Source organism: Streptomyces sp. NPDC058307 (genome assembly GCF_042880295.1).
In the GTDB taxonomy this organism is placed as follows: Bacteria; Actinomycetota; Actinomycetes; order Streptomycetales; family Streptomycetaceae; genus Streptomyces.
Genome location: NZ_JBHVYZ010000077.1, coordinates 21683 through 39446, shown reverse-complemented (window position 1 = coordinate 39446; position 17764 = coordinate 21683). Strand labels below are relative to the sequence as shown.

At 69.4% G+C, this 17764-nt stretch carries 20 protein-coding genes and 1 pseudogene; 13 read left to right on the top strand and 8 right to left on the bottom strand.

What is annotated here, in order from left to right; genetic code table 11:
- Nucleotides 1-444: 444 nt before the first annotated feature.
- The 3 genes from ACFVYN_RS36050 (at nucleotide 445) to ACFVYN_RS36040 (ending at nucleotide 3839) form a co-directional block, all read left to right on the top strand.
- Nucleotides 445-804: a hypothetical protein gene (locus ACFVYN_RS36050; protein WP_390006308.1), complete on the top strand. Its 360-nt coding sequence runs from the start codon at nucleotides 445-447 to the stop codon at nucleotides 802-804.
- Nucleotides 801-1487 (top strand): IS3 family transposase, encoded by a 687-nt coding sequence (locus ACFVYN_RS36045; protein ID WP_390006300.1) that lies wholly within the window; start codon nucleotides 801-803, stop codon nucleotides 1485-1487. The genes ACFVYN_RS36050 and ACFVYN_RS36045 overlap by 4 nt, the downstream gene beginning before the upstream one ends.
- 1098 nt (nucleotides 1488-2585) lie before the next feature.
- On the top strand, nucleotides 2586-3839 hold the full coding sequence (locus tag ACFVYN_RS36040; RefSeq protein ID WP_390006299.1) for an IS256 family transposase: 1254 nt from the start codon (nucleotides 2586-2588) through the stop codon (nucleotides 3837-3839).
- A gap of 36 nt (nucleotides 3840-3875) precedes the next feature.
- Here the strand turns inward: ACFVYN_RS36040 and ACFVYN_RS36035 are convergent, their stop codons facing one another.
- Nucleotides 3876-4838 carry a methylenetetrahydrofolate reductase gene (locus tag ACFVYN_RS36035; RefSeq protein WP_390006297.1) on the bottom strand — a complete coding sequence of 321 codons (963 nt, stop codon included), beginning with the start codon at nucleotides 4836-4838 and terminating at the stop codon, nucleotides 3876-3878.
- Nucleotides 4839-5067: 229 nt separating this feature from the next.
- Between ACFVYN_RS36035 and ACFVYN_RS36030 the strand changes: the two genes are divergently transcribed.
- Nucleotides 5068-5190, top strand: coding sequence for a DUF3151 family protein (locus tag ACFVYN_RS36030; RefSeq protein ID WP_390006307.1), 123 nt, complete (start codon nucleotides 5068-5070; stop codon nucleotides 5188-5190).
- Here ACFVYN_RS36030 and ACFVYN_RS36025 read toward each other — a convergent pair.
- Nucleotides 5151-5384, bottom strand: a pseudogene (locus tag ACFVYN_RS36025) (lantibiotic dehydratase); the annotation flags it as partial. The gene ACFVYN_RS36030 and the pseudogene ACFVYN_RS36025 overlap by 40 nt on opposite strands.
- A 2-nt stretch (nucleotides 5385-5386) precedes the next feature.
- Between ACFVYN_RS36025 and ACFVYN_RS36020 the strand changes: the two are divergent.
- From ACFVYN_RS36020 to ACFVYN_RS36010, 3 genes are all read left to right on the top strand, one after another.
- Nucleotides 5387-5566 carry a hypothetical protein gene (locus ACFVYN_RS36020; protein ID WP_390006296.1) on the top strand — a complete coding sequence of 60 codons (180 nt, stop codon included), beginning with the start codon at nucleotides 5387-5389 and terminating at the stop codon, nucleotides 5564-5566.
- Between the two features lie 181 nt (nucleotides 5567-5747).
- Nucleotides 5748-6032 carry a hypothetical protein gene (locus ACFVYN_RS36015; protein ID WP_390006295.1) on the top strand — a complete coding sequence of 95 codons (285 nt, stop codon included), beginning with the start codon at nucleotides 5748-5750 and terminating at the stop codon, nucleotides 6030-6032.
- Nucleotides 6004-6234: a DDE-type integrase/transposase/recombinase gene (locus ACFVYN_RS36010; RefSeq protein WP_390006294.1), complete on the top strand. Its 231-nt coding sequence runs from the start codon at nucleotides 6004-6006 to the stop codon at nucleotides 6232-6234. Before ACFVYN_RS36015 ends, ACFVYN_RS36010 begins: the two co-directional genes overlap by 29 nt.
- 731 nt (nucleotides 6235-6965) lie before the next feature.
- On the opposite strand, the gene ACFVYN_RS36005 is transcribed toward ACFVYN_RS36010, so the two are convergent.
- Nucleotides 6966-7163 carry a hypothetical protein gene (locus ACFVYN_RS36005; RefSeq protein WP_390006293.1) on the bottom strand — a complete coding sequence of 66 codons (198 nt, stop codon included), beginning with the start codon at nucleotides 7161-7163 and terminating at the stop codon, nucleotides 6966-6968.
- Nucleotides 7164-7166: 3 nt separating this feature from the next.
- Here ACFVYN_RS36005 and ACFVYN_RS36000 point away from each other — a divergent pair, with 3 nt between their 5' ends.
- Nucleotides 7167-7628: a DUF5131 family protein gene (locus ACFVYN_RS36000; RefSeq protein ID WP_390006291.1), complete on the top strand. Its 462-nt coding sequence runs from the start codon at nucleotides 7167-7169 to the stop codon at nucleotides 7626-7628.
- Nucleotides 7629-7889: 261 nt separating this feature from the next.
- Here the strand turns inward: ACFVYN_RS36000 and ACFVYN_RS35995 are convergent, their stop codons facing one another.
- From ACFVYN_RS35995 to ACFVYN_RS35980, 4 genes are all read right to left on the bottom strand, one after another.
- Nucleotides 7890-9044 (bottom strand): alpha/beta hydrolase family protein, encoded by a 1155-nt coding sequence (locus tag ACFVYN_RS35995; protein ID WP_390006305.1) that lies wholly within the window; start codon nucleotides 9042-9044, stop codon nucleotides 7890-7892.
- A 408-nt stretch (nucleotides 9045-9452) separates the two neighbouring features.
- Complete coding sequence (locus ACFVYN_RS35990) at nucleotides 9453-11705, bottom strand: FtsX-like permease family protein (protein ID WP_390006290.1); 2253 nt, start codon at nucleotides 11703-11705, stop codon at nucleotides 9453-9455.
- A complete protein-coding gene (locus ACFVYN_RS35985) occupies nucleotides 11702-12388 on the bottom strand; it encodes an ABC transporter ATP-binding protein (protein ID WP_390006289.1) in 687 nt (228 codons plus the stop codon). Before ACFVYN_RS35985 ends, ACFVYN_RS35990 begins: the two co-directional genes overlap by 4 nt.
- Nucleotides 12385-12909, bottom strand: coding sequence for a PadR family transcriptional regulator (locus tag ACFVYN_RS35980; protein WP_390006288.1), 525 nt, complete (start codon nucleotides 12907-12909; stop codon nucleotides 12385-12387). The genes ACFVYN_RS35985 and ACFVYN_RS35980 overlap by 4 nt, the downstream gene beginning before the upstream one ends.
- A 209-nt stretch (nucleotides 12910-13118) precedes the next feature.
- Between ACFVYN_RS35980 and ACFVYN_RS35975 the strand changes: the two genes are divergently transcribed.
- From ACFVYN_RS35975 to ACFVYN_RS35965, 3 genes are read left to right on the top strand one after another with little or no spacing between them, the layout of a single operon-like run.
- Nucleotides 13119-13829: an ATP-binding cassette domain-containing protein gene (locus tag ACFVYN_RS35975; RefSeq protein ID WP_390006287.1), complete on the top strand. Its 711-nt coding sequence runs from the start codon at nucleotides 13119-13121 to the stop codon at nucleotides 13827-13829.
- Nucleotides 13826-14131 (top strand): hypothetical protein, encoded by a 306-nt coding sequence (locus tag ACFVYN_RS35970; RefSeq protein ID WP_390006285.1) that lies wholly within the window; start codon nucleotides 13826-13828, stop codon nucleotides 14129-14131. The genes ACFVYN_RS35975 and ACFVYN_RS35970 overlap by 4 nt, the downstream gene beginning before the upstream one ends.
- Nucleotides 14132-14167: 36 nt before the next feature.
- A complete protein-coding gene (locus tag ACFVYN_RS35965; protein ID WP_390006284.1) occupies nucleotides 14168-14836 on the top strand; it encodes a hypothetical protein in 669 nt (222 codons plus the stop codon).
- 152 nt (nucleotides 14837-14988) lie between these two features.
- Here the strand turns inward: ACFVYN_RS35965 and ACFVYN_RS35960 are convergent, their stop codons facing one another.
- Entirely contained in the window at nucleotides 14989-16389 is a 1401-nt protein-coding gene (locus ACFVYN_RS35960; protein WP_390006283.1) for an MFS transporter, read from the bottom strand.
- Nucleotides 16390-16494: 105 nt separating this feature from the next.
- On the opposite strand from ACFVYN_RS35960, the gene ACFVYN_RS35955 reads away from it, so the two are divergent.
- Both ACFVYN_RS35955 and ACFVYN_RS35950 read left to right on the top strand, forming a co-directional pair.
- Nucleotides 16495-17064 (top strand): TetR/AcrR family transcriptional regulator, encoded by a 570-nt coding sequence (locus tag ACFVYN_RS35955; protein ID WP_390006281.1) that lies wholly within the window; start codon nucleotides 16495-16497, stop codon nucleotides 17062-17064.
- A gap of 77 nt (nucleotides 17065-17141) precedes the next feature.
- Nucleotides 17142-17747 carry a dihydrofolate reductase family protein gene (locus tag ACFVYN_RS35950; RefSeq protein ID WP_390006279.1) on the top strand — a complete coding sequence of 202 codons (606 nt, stop codon included), beginning with the start codon at nucleotides 17142-17144 and terminating at the stop codon, nucleotides 17745-17747.
- The last annotated feature ends 17 nt before the right edge of the window (nucleotides 17748-17764 follow it).

Sequence of the window (17764 nt, the reverse complement as noted above, 5' to 3'; positions counted from 1 at the left end):
TACGAAGTGGTACCACCGGTGACTGCGGCAGCTTGACAACAGCATTAGGAAGCCAGGGCACATTGAGGGCACATTGGTTTTGCTGGGGGTGCTGATGCGCCCTGGGTCGCGGGCGGGTCGCCGTCGCCTTCCGCCTCGGCTTCCAGACCCCGCGTCTGGCGCGGACAACGAAGCGGCCCCCGGCGCGCCAACGCCGAGGGCCGAAGACTTTTCGACTGATCGCCCATCCCTGAACGAACGAGCTGGTGAGAGGCGGGACTTTGCCCGTCCTGCCCCCTCACCGGAGAGGAACGCCTATGGAGGACCCTACGTCCCCAAACTCCACGAACACCTCCCCGACCGGCTGGCCCACTCCCGCGGTTCCCGGCGAGGGCGTCCCCTGGCGCCGCAGGGATCAGGCGGACACACGGTCCCCGGCGTCGGGGACCGTCGAGCATTCGGCGAATGTGGAAGCAGACGGGGACCGTCCCCAGCCGCCTGGGCGACAACGAGGAACTGCGCGGCCTGCTGAACGCCGGACACCAGCGCAACCGGCCCGCCTGGCGCATCTCCGGTCAAGGCGGCCAAGTATTTCGCCGGAGAGACGAACTGGTGATCAGCCACTTCCAGTTCGTTGACGACCACCGGGACACCTACGAGGTGAAGCGGCTCTGCCAGGTTCTGGACGTGAACCGGTCCAGCTACTACAAGTGGCTCGCTGGCGCCCAGGCCCGCGTCGCCCGCCGACACCAGGACCGGATCCTGACCCAGGGATCCGCGAGGTCCACGGCGAGTCCGGCGGCGCCTACGGCTCCCCCCGCGTGACCGCCGAACTCCGCGCGAAAGGGCGGCGGGTCAACGAGAAGCGGGTCGCCCGGATCATGCGGGCGTTCTCCATCACCGGCATCCGCCTGCGCAAACGCGTGCGCACCACGGTCCCGGACCCGGCCACCTCACCGGTTGCGGACCTGTTCCAGCGGGACTTCACCGCCACCCAACCCGGCCTGAAATATATGGGCGACATCACGTATCTCCCCCTGAAAGACGGGGAGTTCCTCTATCTCGCGACCGTGCTGGACTGCTTCAGTCGCAAGGTCGTCGGCTGGTCCATCGCCGGCCACATGCGCACCGACCTGGTCGCCGACGCACTGCGGATGGCAGCGGCGACTCGCGGTGGCCTGGACGGCGCTGTGTTCCACTCCGACCACGGCGCCCAGTACGGCTCCCGGGCCTTCGCCGGCCTCTGCGACCAACTCGGGGTGACCCGGTCGATGGGCGCGGTCGGCACCAGCGCGGACAATGCGGCCTGCGAGAGTTTCCACGCCTCCCTCAAACGCGAGACCCTCCGGGGCACTCGCGACTACGGTAACGCCAGCACCTGCAGAAAGACGGTATTTGCCTGGCTGGCCCGCTACAACACCCGCCGCCGGCACTCCGCCAACGGCCACCTCAGCCCCAACGAATACGAACGCCGACACCACACCGCTAAACTCACGCTCGCCGCGTGATCAATAACCGCGTGCCCACCTTCACGGGGGAAGGCCCGTTGACCAGGTCGGGGCAGCCGATAGGAGCCGTTAACGTGTTGGGAAGTTGTTCCGCTCGGCTGCGAGGGTGCTTCGCCGCCGGGGCTGGTGGCGGTAGCAGACCCGTTGCAGGCAGTCAGCCTGCGTAGGAGTCCCTCGGGGCTCAGTTTGTTGCCCCGCCACCACGCTGTCGGATGAAGACCCTGGTCTGGATGGGTTCGGCGACGTCTGGTGCGGTTCGGCAGTGGCCCAAAGTGCGGGGAACTGCGCGACCAGCCACGACGGACTCACAATGGTGTACTTACACCTAAGCGCTCGTGACCTCGATCACTTGGCCGGCATCACGGTGATGAGCCTCTATTTCACCCGCGGAAGGCAGAAGAGCCGGACCGTCTGAGGTGTCACATCGCCCCTGCTTGCGTAAGCCGCCTGGACCACACAGGCTCGTCCCTCCTTCTGCTCCTCCGCATCGTCGAAGGTGACGCGGAGGTCATGCACGATCTCCAGGATCGCCATGCCGGATGCTGTCCGCTATCTGGAGCAGCGATCACGGAGAGGGGGCGCCGGGACCAGAGACGAGCACCGCCGCCGTCACAGCAACAGCGATACACGCGACTGCCACCCATATGAAGCGTCGCACTGTTCACCTCCTTCTTCACGGCGCAGCCTAGCGGTTGTCTCCACGTCTCGATGTGCTGGGATCCGCTCCCGGAGACCATCAGCCGCCCGACTGTCACTGTCGGACATCGAAAGGAAGGCCGTCCCGAACCTCGCCCCTCCGCCGGGAGGATGGCGCCCCGGGTATCACCTTGCGGCGACTTCGTGCTGATTCCCGGCCCTAAGTTCCTCCCCAGTGGGAGGCTTGTCGCCCGTCGAGCAGATCCTGGCAAGCTCCGACACTCGCACCAGCAACCGGGCCGCGAGGTTGTCCAGCCACTCCTGCTCGGTATTCCGGAGCAATGCTCATGACTTGTGGATCGGCTCCTCGGGGAGCGCGCGAAGGGCGTACCTTCCCGAGTGAGTGATCGTCAAGTCACCGAGTAGGCCCGCGTTCGCAGCGCGGGTCGGGAAGGCACGCCCGTGCTCAGCGTAGTCAACGAAGATGGCACCACGCAGTCCGGTTCCCTGATCGACGACATCGTTCGCGAGGGCGCGCGGCGGATGCTCGCCGCGGCGTTGGAGGCCGAGGTCGACCAATACATAGCCGAGCTGGCTGACCAGAAGGACGAGCGAGGACGTCGCCTGGTGGTGCGCAACGGTCGCCATCGCCCCCGGGCCGTGACTACCGCTGCGGGCGCCGTCGAGGTCACCGCGCCGCGCGTGAACGACAAGCGGGTCGACGCCGCCACCGGTGAGCGCAAGCGGTTCTCCTCGAAGATCCTGCCGCCCTGGTGCCGTAAGTCCCCGAAGATCAGCGAGGTGCTGCCGCTGCTCTACCTGCACGGACTGTCGTCCGGGGACTTCGTGCCCGCGATGGAGCAGTTCCTGGGGTCGGCGGCCGGGCTGTCGCCGGCGACGGTGACCCGGCTGACCAAGCAGTGGCAGCAGAACCACACCGCCTTCCAAGAGCGGGACCTTTCGGCCAGCGACTACGTCTACGTGTGGGCCGTCGGCGTGCATCCCAAGGTCCGCCTGGGGCAGGCCCACTCATGCGTCCTGGTGCTGATGGGTTTGCGCGTCGACGGCTCTAAGGAACTGATCGCGCTCGCGGAGGGGCTGCGGGAGTCCACCGAGTCCTGGGCCGACCTGCTGCGAGACTGCCGACGCCGAGGCATGCGTAATCCTGAACTCGCCGTCGGCGACGGCGCGATGGGGTTGTGGAATGCGCTCGCGGAGGTGTTCCCGGCCGCACGCCACCAGCGGTGCTGGGTCCATAAAGCCCGAAATGTGACGAACGCCCTGCCGAAGTCCGCGCAGCCCGGAGCAACGAAGGCGATGCGGGAGATCTACAACGCCGAGGACCGCAAGCATGCCGAGAAAGCGATCGAGGCGTTCGCGAAGACCTACAGCGCGAAGTGGCCCAAGGCCGTCGCGAAGATCACCGACGACGCCGAGGAACTGCTGGCGTTCTACGACTTCCCGGCCGAGCACTGGATCCACCTGCGGACAACGAACCCGATCGAGTCGACCTTCAGCTCGGTGAAACTCCGCACCAAGGTCACCCGCGGGGCCGGCAGCCCGGCCGCTGCCCTCGCGATGGTCTTCAAGCTCGTCGAGTCCGCCCAGGCCCGATGGCGCGCGGTCAACGCGCCTCACCTGGTCTCCCTGGTCCGTGTCGGAGCCCGCTTCGAGAAGGGAGTCCTCGTCGAGCGCGAGGAAGTCCCAGCAGCCTGAGCTACGTCATGATCAGAGGACTTGACACCTGCACGTTCATGGCCGGCCTCTTACGGATGGTCGACCGCGCCCGAGCAGTCCGCTCACCTCGCCGGCGAGGGCGACCGAGGCATCGATCTCGACTTTGCGGATCGATACGCTCTCTACGAGGAAGCCGAACGGCATACCGAGCCTGCGGCAGAAGGCGACCAGGTCACGGGCGTTGGCCAAGCAGTGCTCGTACGACTCGGCCAGGGTGTCGTCGGCGTGGAGCAGCGAGTTCTCAATCCAGCGTGGCACGTCGACTCCGAGCCATTTGAGGAACGTCAGCGTCTTCACCGAGCCGCATACCGAGAGCGTGAACACGACGGGCTTGGGTGTGAGCCGCCGCTCGCGGCAGGCGTAGTAGTAGTCGGAGACCATGCTCTTCACCGCGTCGGCGTTGTAGACGACCTGCGAGATGAAGTACGCGCATCCCGCCTCCTGCTTGGCGAGCAGCCGCAGATGCTCGTCGGGGCGCTCGGTGATGGCGACGCCGCCGAGCAGCAGCTCCGGGCGGACGTCGCGGCGCAGGGCCTGCGCCTCGGACAGGCGGGTCCGCACCGTCTTGTCTTTCGAGGCCGCACCGACGAAGACGCTGAGCACTCGGTCCGTATCGGCCATCTGCAGCCATGTCCGCAGTTCCGCCTCGGGGTACTTACCGACGCACCGGTAGATAACCGCAGGGCGGTTCCACTCACCGAGGTATTCCGCGTGGTAGGCGGCGGGGTCCATGGTCGGCAGGTACGGAAACGGCCGCTCCGCAGGATTGCGGTCGCTCTCGTCGTCGATGTCGTAGAGCGCCAGACCGTCCAGGTCGAGGAAGTCCAACCGTGCCAACGTAGCCGCGGTGATCTCCCGTATCCGCTCGGGAGCGGTGCTCAGACGCGGCGGCGTGATACCGAACAGCAGGATGCCGCTCTCGGCGTCGGCGTTGGTCACCAGCGTCCGGAGAGCCGTGCTGTCTCTGCGGTCGGTCATGTCGCGGAAGCTACCAGCTCATTCACCAGGCAGCAGGCGAACGCCGCTCTGTGAGACCGGATTCGACCGCTCTTGCCCGAGGGAACCAAAACAAGGCTCCGATGGAACGACCGCGTTGGTTGATCAGATCCACAGGATTTGACAATAACTCTCATTCCGTGATCCCTCGCACTGTCGGGTACATCTTGAACCGCCATCCTCCTGGGACCACCGGGACAATCGCGGGTTCCTGCGCTGCCTCGCCGTCCTCGACTGTGCCGCCAGCGAGGTCAACGAGAAGGTCGAAACGGAGCGTTGCTGGCAGTTCCTCAAGGACAGCAGCGCCGAGGCGTACACCGAGCTGAAGCGGTAGTCGCGGCCGCTGAAACGGCGGATTGAAACGGGCACGATGAGCCGGTTGCGGCGGCTCGGCATGGTGTTGTTGACGACCACGGGCAGCCGTTCGAGGAGACCGGGGCGGGACTCCAGCCGCTTGACGACGGAAGCCAGCCATTCTGCGCCCGCGTGGCCCACAGCCACGTGTTCCGCGCCCCAGTCTGCGTGAGTGGGTGCTGCGGGACCGCGAACGCCGTGGCTTCAACGCCGCTCCCGTGAAGCCGCCCTCCTCGCCTCAGGAGACGGTGCCCTCCGCTGATCCGGACGCGCGGGCTCGTCAACTGGAGGCCCGGGTGGCCGAACTCGCGGCAAGTGAGCGCAAGCTCGCCACCGAGCGGGACATCCTCCGCTAGGCGGCCAAGTATCGCGCCGGAGAGACGAGCTGAGGAGGGGCCGCTTCCGGTTCGTTGACGACCACCCGGACACCTACGAGGTGAGGCCGCTCTGCCAGGTCCTGGAGGTGAACCGGTCCAGCCACTACAAGTGGCTCGCCGGCGCCGAGGCGAGGGCCACCCGGCAGCACTAGGACCGGCTGTGGCCGAGGAGATCCGCGAGGTCCACGGCGAGTCTTACGGCGCCTACGCCTCCCCGCGCAGCACGGCCGAGCTGCGCGAGAAACGGCGGCGGGTCAACGAAAAGTGGGTCCCCGGGATCGTGCGGGCCTTCTCCATTGCCGGTGTCCGCCTGCGCAGACGCTTCAGCGCCACCGTCCCGGACCCGGCAACCTCACCGGGCCCGGATCTGTTCCAGCGGGATTTCACCCCCACCGAGCCGGGGCGCAAATACGTGGGTGACATCCCATCTCCCGCTGGAAAATGAGGATTTCCTCTATCTCGCGACCGTGCTGGACTGCTTCAGCCTCAAGGTCGTCGGCTGGTCCATCGCCGACCACATGCGCACCGGCCTAGTCGCCGACGCCCTGCGGATGGCAGCCGCGACCCGCTGCCGCCTGGACGGCGCCGTGTTCCCCTCCGACCATGGGAGCGCATTACGGCTCCCGGGCCTTCGCCGATCTCTGTGACCGGTTCGGGGTGACCCTGTCGATGGGTGCGGTCGGCACCCGCCGACTGCACTCCGCCAACGGTTTCCTCAGCCCACCGCTAAACTCCAGCTCGCCACGTGATCAATAACAGCGTTCCCACATCACCGAGGGAAGGTTCCCCGCCACCGCCGGCAAGAACGCCACTCATGCGTGAGCGATGCGTGAGCGGACGGCGTGGGACAAGCCGTCACACGCCGATCCCTTCCCTCATGCCGTGTGGCGCTGATCAGGCAAATCAGCGCCACACTGCATGGTCAACTACCACCCAGCAAGGATTCGATCCCACTCCTAAAGCGGGTGTCCCATGCGGATCCTCCGCCGAGGCACTTGAGGAAGGCCAGCGCAGGAGGCTTCGGCGCCTCCGCCGGGTCAGCTCAGCCGCTCCGGCTCCCAAACCCAGCCCACGAGTGCGCGCTCAGGGCACATCCAGGGCACATGAGCCCGGGAAACGGCGTTGACCCATGAGAACTGCCGAGAGGAGTTTTCCCAGGTCAACGCACAGCCCCTGGCGAAACCCCAGGTCAGCACCCTCCCACCCCCAATCGCTGCACGAGTGGCAGGACTTCAGCCACCGGTTGCCTGAGGCGGGGCATCAGCCTTATTGCCTTGTGTGGCCGTGAGTTGCGGTTTCTTGCGGATCGGGCGGGGTCTTCGGGCCTCGCCCTTTTTGGTGCCGGAGGGGGCCGTCAGGCGGCCGGGGCACATTGGTTTCACTGGTGGCACGGATGTGCCCTGGGCGGCGGGCGGTCCACCGTCGTCTTCCGCCTCGGCTTCCGTTCTGGGAAGGCGTCGTCGATCGCCTTGCGGGCGCGGGTCTCCCTCGACGGCAGCAGGTGCGTGTACGTCCGCAGCGTGAAGCCGGGGTCCGAGTGCCCGAGGTACTCAGAGAGCGCCTTGATGGAGCCCAAGCGGTGTTCCTCAACAGCATGTCGGACGTGTGGCACGACGTGGTGCCGGACGAGTTCATCGCGGCAGTGTGGACGACGATGTTCCGGACGTCACCGGACGCACGGCCGGGGCATTGGGTGGGTGCCGGCAGGCGCCGTAAAGGGGCCCGCTCCATGCCGACGCACACCTACCAAATCCTGACTAAGCGTCCCGGTCGTATGCGTAGTTGGGTGCACCGATGGGGCGATCGGGATCAGCGTGTTGCCTGGATCGAGGCGGCTGCCGAGCGCGGCTGGTGCGATCACGCTGTGTTGTCGAACGCGTGGCTGGGGGGATCGACCGAGAGTCAGCGGTGGGCGAAGGTGCGGCTGCCGCTGCTGGCGGAGACTCCGGCTGCGGTGCGCTTCGCAGTGGGGTGCGTGGGCGCCTTCCGGCGTCCCGCTGTTCGCAACAGGCCCGAGCACGGATCCGTCGTGTTCGGTTAGCAGGTGGGCGACGCTGGTCACCGTACCGAGATGCGACGTGTGGGTAAGAAGGCCGCGGGTCGGCTGCTGGACGGACGGGTATGGGACGAGTTCCCGCGTTCACGTGCCGAGGCTGGTGCTGTCGGCGTCTGACCAGGAGCCGGTGGGAAGGCTTCCGAATGTTGTCCGGCTCCAAGGCACGGCAAGAGGTTCTCAGTGCGGCTGTTTGCCACTGGGGCGCGTGGACCGCGGCGCGGGACGTGAGCGCCGCGGTCCACGGCTTCATGGAAGGAACTTCACCTCTGGGAACGCCGCGCTCGGGCCGTCGAGCAGATGCCCTCGACGGTGCCGCAGGTGCAGGTCGAAGAAGGCGAGTGGGTATGCCTGTTGGATCCGTACCGACCGGGCCGGGTCGAGGGTGCCGATCCAGTCCTGGATCTGCTGGTCGGTCATGCCGAGGATCTTGCCGGCCTGCGGGATGAGCGTCGCGTTGTCGCCGTATGACTGGTGGATGGCCCCGTCGGCCTGGATGTCGAGCCGCCAGCCGCGAAGGTGCGTCCAGAATTCAGCGACGTCCGGCATGGCGGCCCGGGTGAAGATGGCGGTCATCATCATGAACGGCCGGTCCAGGTCGGCGGTGATGGTCGGCTGCATCGGGCCGTCGATGCTGAGGCCGGCTCTGACGCGCCGGTCGGCGAGCATGGTGAGCGCGGTGGCGGTGCCGCCCTTCGACCAACCGAACGCGCCGATGCACCGCGGGTCGAGGGCGCCGAGCAGGCCCTGGGGCAGTGGCTTGCCGTCGACGTCGGGGTTGCGGCCGGCGGCAAGCCCCTCCACGCAGTCGAGCAGGAACCGGAGGTCCGCGGCGAAGTCCCTCGGAAACATCGGGACGTCGCCCGGGGTGACCACCCGGCCGTCGGGGAACTCGGTGAACGTGTTGTAGGTGTGGTCGACGGTGACCACGGCGTAGCCGTGGCTGGCGAGTTCCTGGACCGTGATGGTGTGGTCGCTGCGGTGGCTGCCCGAGCCGTGCGAGTACACAATGACGGGCAGGCGGTGGCCCGTACGGTGCACGGGGGCGCCCATGTGCCCGGCGGTGAGCGGGCCGAGGGCGGGGTCGAGGGGGAAGCCGGCGTCTGTCAGGAACGCCCGCAGCGCGCCCTCGGTCATCCAGGGGGCGCGCGGCAGGTCCTCCGCCCTGCGGGCGGGGTACCAGACGCTGGCCATCAACTCGCGGTGATGCCCCGGGCCGGCCACGGGATCCGGACGTGTGGTGTCGACGAGGTGGAGCGGCACCGTGCCCACCGGGTGAGGCCCGGTGGGCGGAGGCAGGGTGAGTCGCGCCGGGCCCGAGGCGGTCGGAGCCGCCCCCGCGCGGGATGCGACGCCGAGCGGCAGGGCAGTTGCGATGCCAGCGGTCAGCGCGGCCCCGAGCATGCGACGGCGGGTCATTGGTTTTGGGCTGTTGGACGGCGTGACGGTCATGAATCCTCCCGAGTATGGGTTCCTGGTCGGAACCGGGCTCGCAGCCGTGGACCTGGTGTGGGGCGGCGTCGTCATGGCCTTGCGTCGGTCGTCGAGGTCGCTGCGCCGGGGGCGGGCTGCCTGCGGGCCGATCCTGATGCGGCCGATGCCGGTGTCGAAGTCGATCGGCCCGCGGCAGGGGTCTGCCTTGCCTCGTCGTCGCGCGGCCACTCCAGACGGTGGTGCTCTACCTGAACGTGGCGGGCGGCCTTGATCGGGCCTTGGTTCCCGCCGGTAAGGATGGTCGTGTCACGAAAGACTCCATCAGCCCTGGACACGGATGGACAGGGATGTCCGGGGCCGTAGCAGGGAGTTGGCGTGTCAGCCGTTGCGGGCGGTCTCTGGGCCGGTGATGCGTTTGAGCAGGGGGAGAGTCGAGGCGATGATGCCCAGCGAGGCGACGAGGCCGACAGCGACGAGCGCGTAGTACGCCACGCCCGGCGACACCAGGTCGTAGTGCATCTGCGATTTCAGGAACAGAGCCGAGGCGGCGAAGGCCGTACCGATCGAGATCGCGGCCACTGTAAGCAGCGGCAGTGTGCTCTCCAGGCCGATCACCCGCTGCAGCAATCGCAGTGGCGCACCGGTGAGCCGCAGCAGCGCGAACGGGCGTCGGCGATCCGACAGTCCTGCAACCACGCTCACCGCCAGGCTGCAGCCTGCGATCGGCAGGGTGGTCAGCAGCACCACGTCGGCCAGTTGCCGCCAACCGGCCAGCTCTTGCTGCAAGTCGGTGCCCCAGTCGCCCACCGTACGAACCTGTTGGTGCGGGTAGACGGTGGTGAGCAGGGTCCGTACGCGTTCCATGGAGGTCGTCGACCCGTCGGTGGCCACGTAGAGCAGTTGTACGGGCAGTTTGGCGAGGGCTGCGGTGCTGATCTCTGCGGCGGGCCACGACAGGTCCGGGTGCGACTGCAGGCTGCCGAACGCGTAGAAGTCGACGGCCGTGACGCTCGCGCCGGCCGGGCAGCGGCCCACCATGGGAGTCTGTGCCAGGTCGGAGCAGGTCACCAGAGCCGGCGCGTCCAGGGGAGGATCACCCGGGTGGACTCTCCGGTGCACCACCTTGCCGACGCCGTCGGGGTTGGCATGGACGACCGCCACGCCCCGCACACCCTGGACCGCCCGCACCTCGGTGAGCAGCCGTGTCGGGATGGCCCCGGCCAGCGGCGCCTGGCCGTCGCTGCCGGCCTCCACCACGGTCCGGGTCTGGCGGTCGCCTCCCAGCGTGCCGCGGTAGTCGTTGATGGTGCCGATGATGCTGACTGTCGCGGTGGTCACGAACAGGGCCAGGACGAGGCCGCTGACCGCGCGGAAGCCGGCCTTCGGGTCGTCGGCGAGCCGCCGCACCGCGATCAGGGCGGCGGGGCGTCGGGTGCGCCGGGCCACCGTCCGGGCGACGATCATGGTGAGCCACGGCCCGGCGATCACCAGGCCCAGCATCACCACCAGGAAGCCGGGGAGGTAGGCCGCCGTCTGGCCGTTGCCGGTCGCCGGGCGGCGGCCGGCGAAGACGAAGTACGCCAGTTCGGCCAGGCCAGCCAGCAGCGGGATCAGCCGCCAGGCGCGCGGCTGGCGCGGGGTCACCCGGCGGGTCACGCCGAGCGGGGAGATGGTGACCCGGCGCAGTGCGAGGCTCGCCGCGATTGCCGCCGCCACCGGCACGCCGACGATGACGCCGAGGGCTTGCGGGGCGCTGAGCGTCAGATCCGAAAGGAAGAACCGCTGCTGCCCGGTGAGCGGAACGGTGGCGACCAGCGGGCGCAGCGCGGCGTAGAGCCCGAAGCCGACCACCGTTCCGGCGGCCGCCGCCAGCGCTGACTCCACCGCCGACAGCAGCGACACCTGCCGGGGAGTGGCACCGACCAGCCGCATCGCCGCGTACCGCTGTTCGCGCGTGGCGGCGGACAGACGGGTCGCGGTGGCGATGAAGATCAGCACCGGGAAGATCAGTGCCCCGGCCACCACGGAGGAGATGAGCGTCAGCGCGTCGCCGCGCACCGCCTTGTCCCAGCAAGCGTTGTCGCACGTGGACGGCCGGCTGCTGGCGATGGTGGTGACCGCTCTCGCCTCTGGTGCGCCCTTGATCTGGACCGGGGTACGGCCGATGACAGCGATCAGTGAGTCCGGGGAGGCCAGGGCGACATCGCCGATCGTGCCGGTGAGCCGCCCGGGGAAGCGGTCGCCCAGTTGGTCGGCCGGAGCCTCGCGGATCAGCTTCGCCAGCGCGGGTGAGGCGTAGTACTCGCCCGGCGCCGGCAGGTGCGTCAGACCGGGCGGGACGGGCGAGGTCGGACCGGTCGCGGCGACGTCGACCTCGGTGAGGGACTTGCCGTCGTAGTAGTCGCCGTGCGGCCACCACCACAACGGGTCCACCGAGGCCCGCTCGCTGCGGCTGGCGACGCCGGTGTCGAGCCACACCTGCCGCTGGTTCGTCCGCTCGACGGCGTTCATGCTGGCGAAGGTCGACAGCAGCAGTCCGACGCCGATGGCGACCGCGGCGGCGATCATGGCCAGCCGGGCGAGGGCTTCCCGGCCGCCGCTGACCGCGAGGCGGAGCGCGAAGGCGATCACGAGGCGATCCGTCCGGTCGTAAGCAGGTTGGCCTTGCCGTCCCGGACGATGGCTTCCCGGTCGGCGTGCGCGGCGACCCGGGGCTCGTGGGTCACCAGGACGATGGTGGTGCCTTCCGCGTGGGCCGCGTCCACCATCAGGTCCATCACCTGTTCGCCGGTCAGCGAGTCCAGCGCACCGGTCGGCTCGTCGGCGAACAGCACCTTGGGCCGGGCCACCAGGCCGCGGGCCAGCGCAACCCGCTGTGCCTGACCGCCCGACAACTCCCCGGAGCGGCGCCGCTCCAGGCCGTCCAGGCCCAGCCGGGCGAACCAGGGCCGGGCCTCAACGAGCGCGGCCGCCCTGCGCATACCGGAGAACAGCAGTGGCAGGGCGACGTTCTCCTCCGCGGTCAACTCGGGGACGAGCTGGCCGAACTGGAAGACGAAGCCGAAGGCGTCGCGACGCAGGACGCTGCGATCTGCCTCGTTCATGGTGTCGATGCGGCGTCCGTCGAAGTGCACCTCGCCCGAGTCGGGGGTGAGGATGCCGGCCAGGCAGTGCAGCAGGGTGGACTTGCCCGAGCCGCTCGGACCCATCACGGCGAACACCTCGCCGGCCTCGATGGCCAGGCTGGCGCCGCGCAGGGCGGGGGTCTCACCGAAGGAGAGGGTGAGGTCGCGAGCCTCGATGAGGGCGCTCATGGACGCACCGCCGCTGCCAGTGTGTCCATCCGGGCCGTGGTCAGCTCGATCCATCGCAGGTCGGCCTCCAGGTGGAACAGCCCGTGGTCGGCGAGCAGGGCGTCGATGATCGGGCCGGTGCGGCGCAGCTTCGTCAGCTCGTGCATCCGCTGCAGGTGGGCGGCCCGCTGGGTGTCGAGGTACTGCTGGGCGTCGCGGCCGAGCATCAGGGCAAGCACGACCTTGGAGAACAGCACCGTCTGCAGATTGGGTTCGGGTGCCACCGGTTCGGTGAGCCAGGTCTCGAACTCCGTCGCCCCCGCCTCGGTGATCACGTAGCGCTTGCGCTCGGGGCCGACCCCGGGCTCTGCCTCGCCGGCCATGACCTTCCCGTCCCGCGCCAACCGGCCAAGTGTTGTGTACACCTGCCCGTACGGCAGCGGCTTGCCGCGGTTGAAGAAGGCGTCGTAGTCGCGCTTGAGGTCGTAGCCATGACTCGGCTCGCGCTCCAGCAGCCCCAACAGTGTGAGAGGAACACTCATGCGAGGACCATACACCGCAGATATACTCTGAGTGTATATCTGCTGAGAGTCGTTCTGGTCCTGGCGCCTCGCACCCGGTCGCCGATAACTGCGACCTGGACGTGCCCGCCGGGCGCGTCGTCGGCCTGGTCGGCCCCAACGGGCAGGCAAGTCCGCCCTGTTGAACCTCGCCTCCGGCATGCTGACGCCGACCACCGGAACGATCGAGGGTGTGCGGCGGCCGTCCCGCCACCGGCCCCGCGCAGCTGGCCAAGGTCGGCTTCGTCGCCCAGGACACCCCGACCTATGCCGCCCTGAGCATCGCCGACCATCTACGGATGGGCGCCCGCCTCAACCCCGGCTGGGACGATGCCCTGGCCCGCGAGCGGATCCGGCGGCTCGGCCTGGACCTCAGCCAAAGGGCCGGGCGACTGTCCGGCGGGCAGCGCGCGCAGCTCGCTCTCACCCTGGGCATCGCCAAGCGGCCCGAGCTGCTCGCCCTGGATGAGCCAGTCGCGGCCCTGGACCCGCTCGCCCGGCGGGAGTTCATGCAGGACCTGATGGAGGCCGTCGCCGAGCACGAGCTGAGCGTCGTGCTCTCCTCCCACCTGGTCTCCGACGTGGAGCGGGCCTGCGACTACGTCATCGTCCTGGTCGGCTCCCGGGTGCAGGTGGCAGGCGACATCGACGACCTGGTCGCCTCCCACCACCGGCTCACCGGACCGCGCCGTGGCCCGGACACGCTCCCGGCCGGACAGCACGTCATCACCGCCAGCCACACCGACCGCCAGACCACCCTCCTGGTGCGCACCGACATGGCGGTCCACGATCCGTCCTGGAGCGTCAGCCCGCTCGGTCTGGAAGACATCGTCCTGGCGTACATGGGCCGGCCCGCCGATGCGGTACGCGACACCCGGCCCGCACTGGAGGTCCTTCGATGATCTGGCTGACCTGGCGCCAGTTCCGCACCCAGGCCGCCGTGGTGTTCGCCGCCGTGGCTGCCCTCGCCGCCGTCCTCGCGGTCACCGGCCCGCAGCTGGCCGAGCTCTACCGAACTGCCGGCAGCAGCCTGGCGGACCAGGTCTCCGGTTCGGACCAGAGCGTCTACTACGCCGGACTGCTGATCGTGCTTGTCGTGTCGGCGGTCATCGGGATGTTCTGGGGCGCGCCGCTGATCTCCCGTGAACTGGAGACCGGCACCCACTACCTCGCGTGGAACCAGGGCGTCACCCGCACCCGCTGACTGGCGACCAAGCTGGGCCTTGGTGCGGCGGCCGCCATGACCGCCGCCGGGCTGACCAGCCTTGCGGTGAGCTGGTGGAGCAGCCCCATCGACCGGGCTGTCAACGGCGGTGGCGCGACGGACACGTACTTCCCGCGGCTCGACCCCGTGGCCTTCGCCGTACGGGGTGTCGTCCCCATGGCCCATGCCGCGTTCGCCTTCGTCCTGGGCGTCGCCCTCGGCCTGGTCATCCGCCGCACCCTGCCCGCGATGGCCACCACGCTCGTCGTCTACGCCGCCGTCCAGATCTCCGTGCCGTTGTGGCTTCGGCCTCATCTGGCCGCTACGGAGCGGACCACCGTGCCGATCGAGCCCGACGGCGCCCCCATCAGCATCCAGGACGGCGCCAGGCAGATCGTCGCGCACCTCGAAGAAGTGCCCGGGGCCTGGGTCACCTCCCAGCAGACGCTGAACGCCGCCGGTCAGCCGACCTCGGTGCCGTCGTCCTTCGCCGACCGCCTGGGTACCGAGTCGGGCCCGCCCACCCTGCAGCAGACCGACGGCTGCGTCGCCGACCTCGGCGCCCTGGGCTACAAGCAGCAGGTGACCTACCATCCCGCCAGCAACTTCTGGGCCCTCCAACGGGCCGAGACCGGGCTCTACCTCGGCCTCGCCCTGGCCCTGACCGGGTTCTGCGCCTGGTGGATCCGCCGCCGCCTGACCTGACCTGGCGACGAGTCCGGAGCCACACCGGACCGATGAAGCAGCCGCGAGGGGCAACCGGGATCGTCCGGCTGCCCCTCGCGGTGTTCCACAGCGTCGCGTGTCACCAGACACGAGGACGCCAGGCTTGGCATGACCGAATCAGACACGGGTGCTCACGGCGTTCGCCCCGCGCCAAGATCCGGGCGCTGCTGCGGCGCGGGCGCGGGCTCGGGCGTCGGTCGGGGGCCTGCCAGCCACAGGCCGGTGCACACCGCCGTGGCCAGGGTGACGGCTCCGGCCACGACGAAGGCGCTGTCCAGACCGGCCTCGAAGGAGGCGCTGCCGGACTGCCGGGCGCGGACCACGGCCCCGAGGACCGCCACACCGAGCACCGCGCCGATCTGCCGTGTGGTGCTGCTGATGCCCGAGGCGAGGCCGCCCTCCCGCGGGTCGACCGCCTGGATGGCGGCGCCGGTCAGCGGGGACATGGTCAGGGCGAAGCCGACGCCGACCGTGGCGAGCCGCCACCACACGTTCGTGTAACCGGTGTCGGCGTGCACCCCGCCCAGGGCGAGGAGTCCGAGTCCGGCCAGTGCCAGGCCGCTGGTGACGACGGACCGGTAGCCGTACCTGGCGGCGAGGCGGCCCGCGAAGGGGCTGACGACGACCATGGCGAGGGTGGCGGGCAGGGTCTGCAGTCCGGCCCGCAGGATCGAGCTGCCCTGGACGTACACGAAGAACTGCGAGAAGAAGAACGACGAGCCCATGAGCGCGAATCCCACTACCGTCATGGCGGAGTTGGAGACGGTGAACAGCCGCCGGCGGAACAGTCCCGGCGGCAGCATCGGTGCGGGGTGCCGCCCCTCCACGGCGACGAACGCGGCGAGGAGGGCGGCCGCCGCGGCGAAGCCACCGAGGATCACCGGTGAGGTCCAGCCGCGTGAGCCGCCTTCGATCAGGGCGTAGGCCAGGGTGCCGACCCCGAGGACGGACAGGACCGTGCCCGGGAGGTCGAGGGCGCGGGCGTCCGGGTTGCGGGACTCCGTGAGGACGCGCCGGCCGGCCACCAGCAGGACCACGCCGATGGGCACGTTGACCAGGAAGATCGCGGGCCAGCCGAACGCCTGCGACAGAACGCCTCCGGCCACGGGCCCGGCGGCCAGGCCGATGCCGCTGAGCCCTGCCCACAGCCCGATCGCCCTGACCCGTGCCTGCGGGGCGGGATACGCGGCCACCAGAAGTGCGAGCGAGGCGGGGCTCAGGGCCGCGGCCCCGACCCCCTGCAGCACCCGCCCGGTCACCAGCCAGCCGACCGAGGGCGCGACGCTGCACAGCACGGACGCGGCGGTGAACACCGCGACACCGCTCAGGTACACGCGCTTGCGGCCGAAGCGGTCGGCGAGGACTCCGCCGGACAGCAGCAGCATGGCCACCAGCAGGACATAGGCGTCGACGATCCATTGCAGGCCGCTCAGTCCCGTGTCCAGGCGGTGCTGCATGTCGGGCAGTGCCGCGCCGACGATCGTGTTGTCGAGCAGCACCATGAACTGCCCCAGGCAGGTCACCACGAGCATGACGTCCCCTCCCCCTCACTTAAAGCAGCCAACAGCTGCATTAAGCAGGACCGTAGAGCGACTGGGTATGCAAACGCAAGTGGGAGCTGCTTTAAGGTGGGAGGCATGGACGAGCAACAGCGCACCCAGCGGCCCGGCGGGCGCAGCGCCCGCGTCCGCGCGGCGGTGCATCAGGCCGTCACCGACCTGGTGGGCGAACGCGGGTACGGCGGATTCACCGTCAGCGAGGTCGCGGCTCGCGCGGGAGTCGCCGACACCACCGTCTACCGCCGCTGGGGCAGCCTCGAAGCGCTGCTCACCGACGTGACGCTGACCCGCCTCAATGCGCGGTCCCCGATGCCCGACACCGGGGACCTGGTCAGCGACCTGCGCACCTACGCGGCCGCCGTCGCCCGCGAGATCACCGGACCCGACGGTCTGGCCGTGCTGCGCCTGGCCGTCGCCCTGTCCGGCTCCGGACCCGAGGGGCTGCGCCTGCGCGACGACTTCCTCGCCGAACGGGCCCGGCAGCTGCAGTCCATGCTCGACCGGGCGCGCGAGCGCGGGGAGCGGCCCCCCGACGCGCTGGCCGTCGTCGACCACGTCATGGCCCCGATGTACATCCGCGTCCTGTTCGGCGCGGGCCCGCTCACCCCGGAGTACGTGGAGGGCCTGGTCGACCGTCTGCTCCGGTGACGGCCGGCGGCCGAGTAGCCGGTGCCGATGAGTTTCCGGCGGTCGTGCGGTCTACCCCTCGACGAAGGGAGCGCACCATGCGCAAGATCACCGTTTGCACGTTCCTGACGCTGGACGGCGTCATGCAGGCCCCGGGCGGTCCGGACGAGGACGCCGAGAGCGGCTTCGAGCACGGTGGCTGGCAGAAGCCGGTGACCGACGACGAGGTCGGCGCGGCCATCGCCGGTTGGTACGAGCACTCCGACACGATGCTGCTCGGCCGCAAGACCTACGAGATCTTCGCGTCGTACTGGCCGACCGCCGATCCCGACAACCCGTTCACCGACCGGATGAACGGCATGCAGAAGTACGTGGCGTCCCGGACCCTGATGTCCGTCGAGTGGCAGAACTCCACGCTGCTGGAGGGCGACGTCGCCGATGCCGTACGCGAGCTGAAGGCGTCCGACGGTGGCAACATCAACGTCGTCGGCAGCGGCGACCTCGCCCAGACCCTCATGCGGCACGGCCTCGTCGACGAGTACCGGCTGACCATCCACCCGGTGATCATCGGCACCGGCAAGCGGCTGTTCGCCGACGGAGCGATCCCCACCGCGCTGGAGCCGGTCAGCGTCTCGACGACGAAGGGCGGCACCGTCGTCGGCGTCTACCGGGTGAACGGTGAGCCCGGCTACGACAGTTACTAGGGCCCTGTGGGGCCGGA

Bases quoted from the DNA above. Each gene is read 5' to 3' on its own strand.
- ACFVYN_RS36050 (WP_390006308.1), top strand. From the start codon at position 445: ATGTGGAAGCAGACGGGGACCGTCCCCAGCCGCCTGGGCGACAACGAG.
- ACFVYN_RS36035 (WP_390006297.1), bottom strand. From the start codon at position 4,838: ATGACCGACCGCAGAGACAGCACGGCTCTCCGGACGCTGGTGACCAAC.
- ACFVYN_RS35995 (WP_390006305.1), bottom strand. From the start codon at position 9,044: ATGCTCGGGGCCGCGCTGACCGCTGGCATCGCAACTGCCCTGCCGCTC.
- ACFVYN_RS35985 (WP_390006289.1), bottom strand. From the start codon at position 12,388: ATGAGCGCCCTCATCGAGGCTCGCGACCTCACCCTCTCCTTCGGTGAG.
- ACFVYN_RS35980 (WP_390006288.1), bottom strand. From the start codon at position 12,909: ATGAGTGTTCCTCTCACACTGTTGGGGCTGCTGGAGCGCGAGCCGAGT.
- ACFVYN_RS35970 (WP_390006285.1), top strand. From the start codon at position 13,826: ATGATCTGGCTGACCTGGCGCCAGTTCCGCACCCAGGCCGCCGTGGTG.
- ACFVYN_RS35965 (WP_390006284.1), top strand. From the start codon at position 14,168: ATGACCGCCGCCGGGCTGACCAGCCTTGCGGTGAGCTGGTGGAGCAGC.
- ACFVYN_RS35960 (WP_390006283.1), bottom strand. From the start codon at position 16,389: ATGCTCGTGGTGACCTGCCTGGGGCAGTTCATGGTGCTGCTCGACAAC.
- ACFVYN_RS35955 (WP_390006281.1), top strand. From the start codon at position 16,495: ATGGACGAGCAACAGCGCACCCAGCGGCCCGGCGGGCGCAGCGCCCGC.
- ACFVYN_RS35950 (WP_390006279.1), top strand. From the start codon at position 17,142: ATGCGCAAGATCACCGTTTGCACGTTCCTGACGCTGGACGGCGTCATG.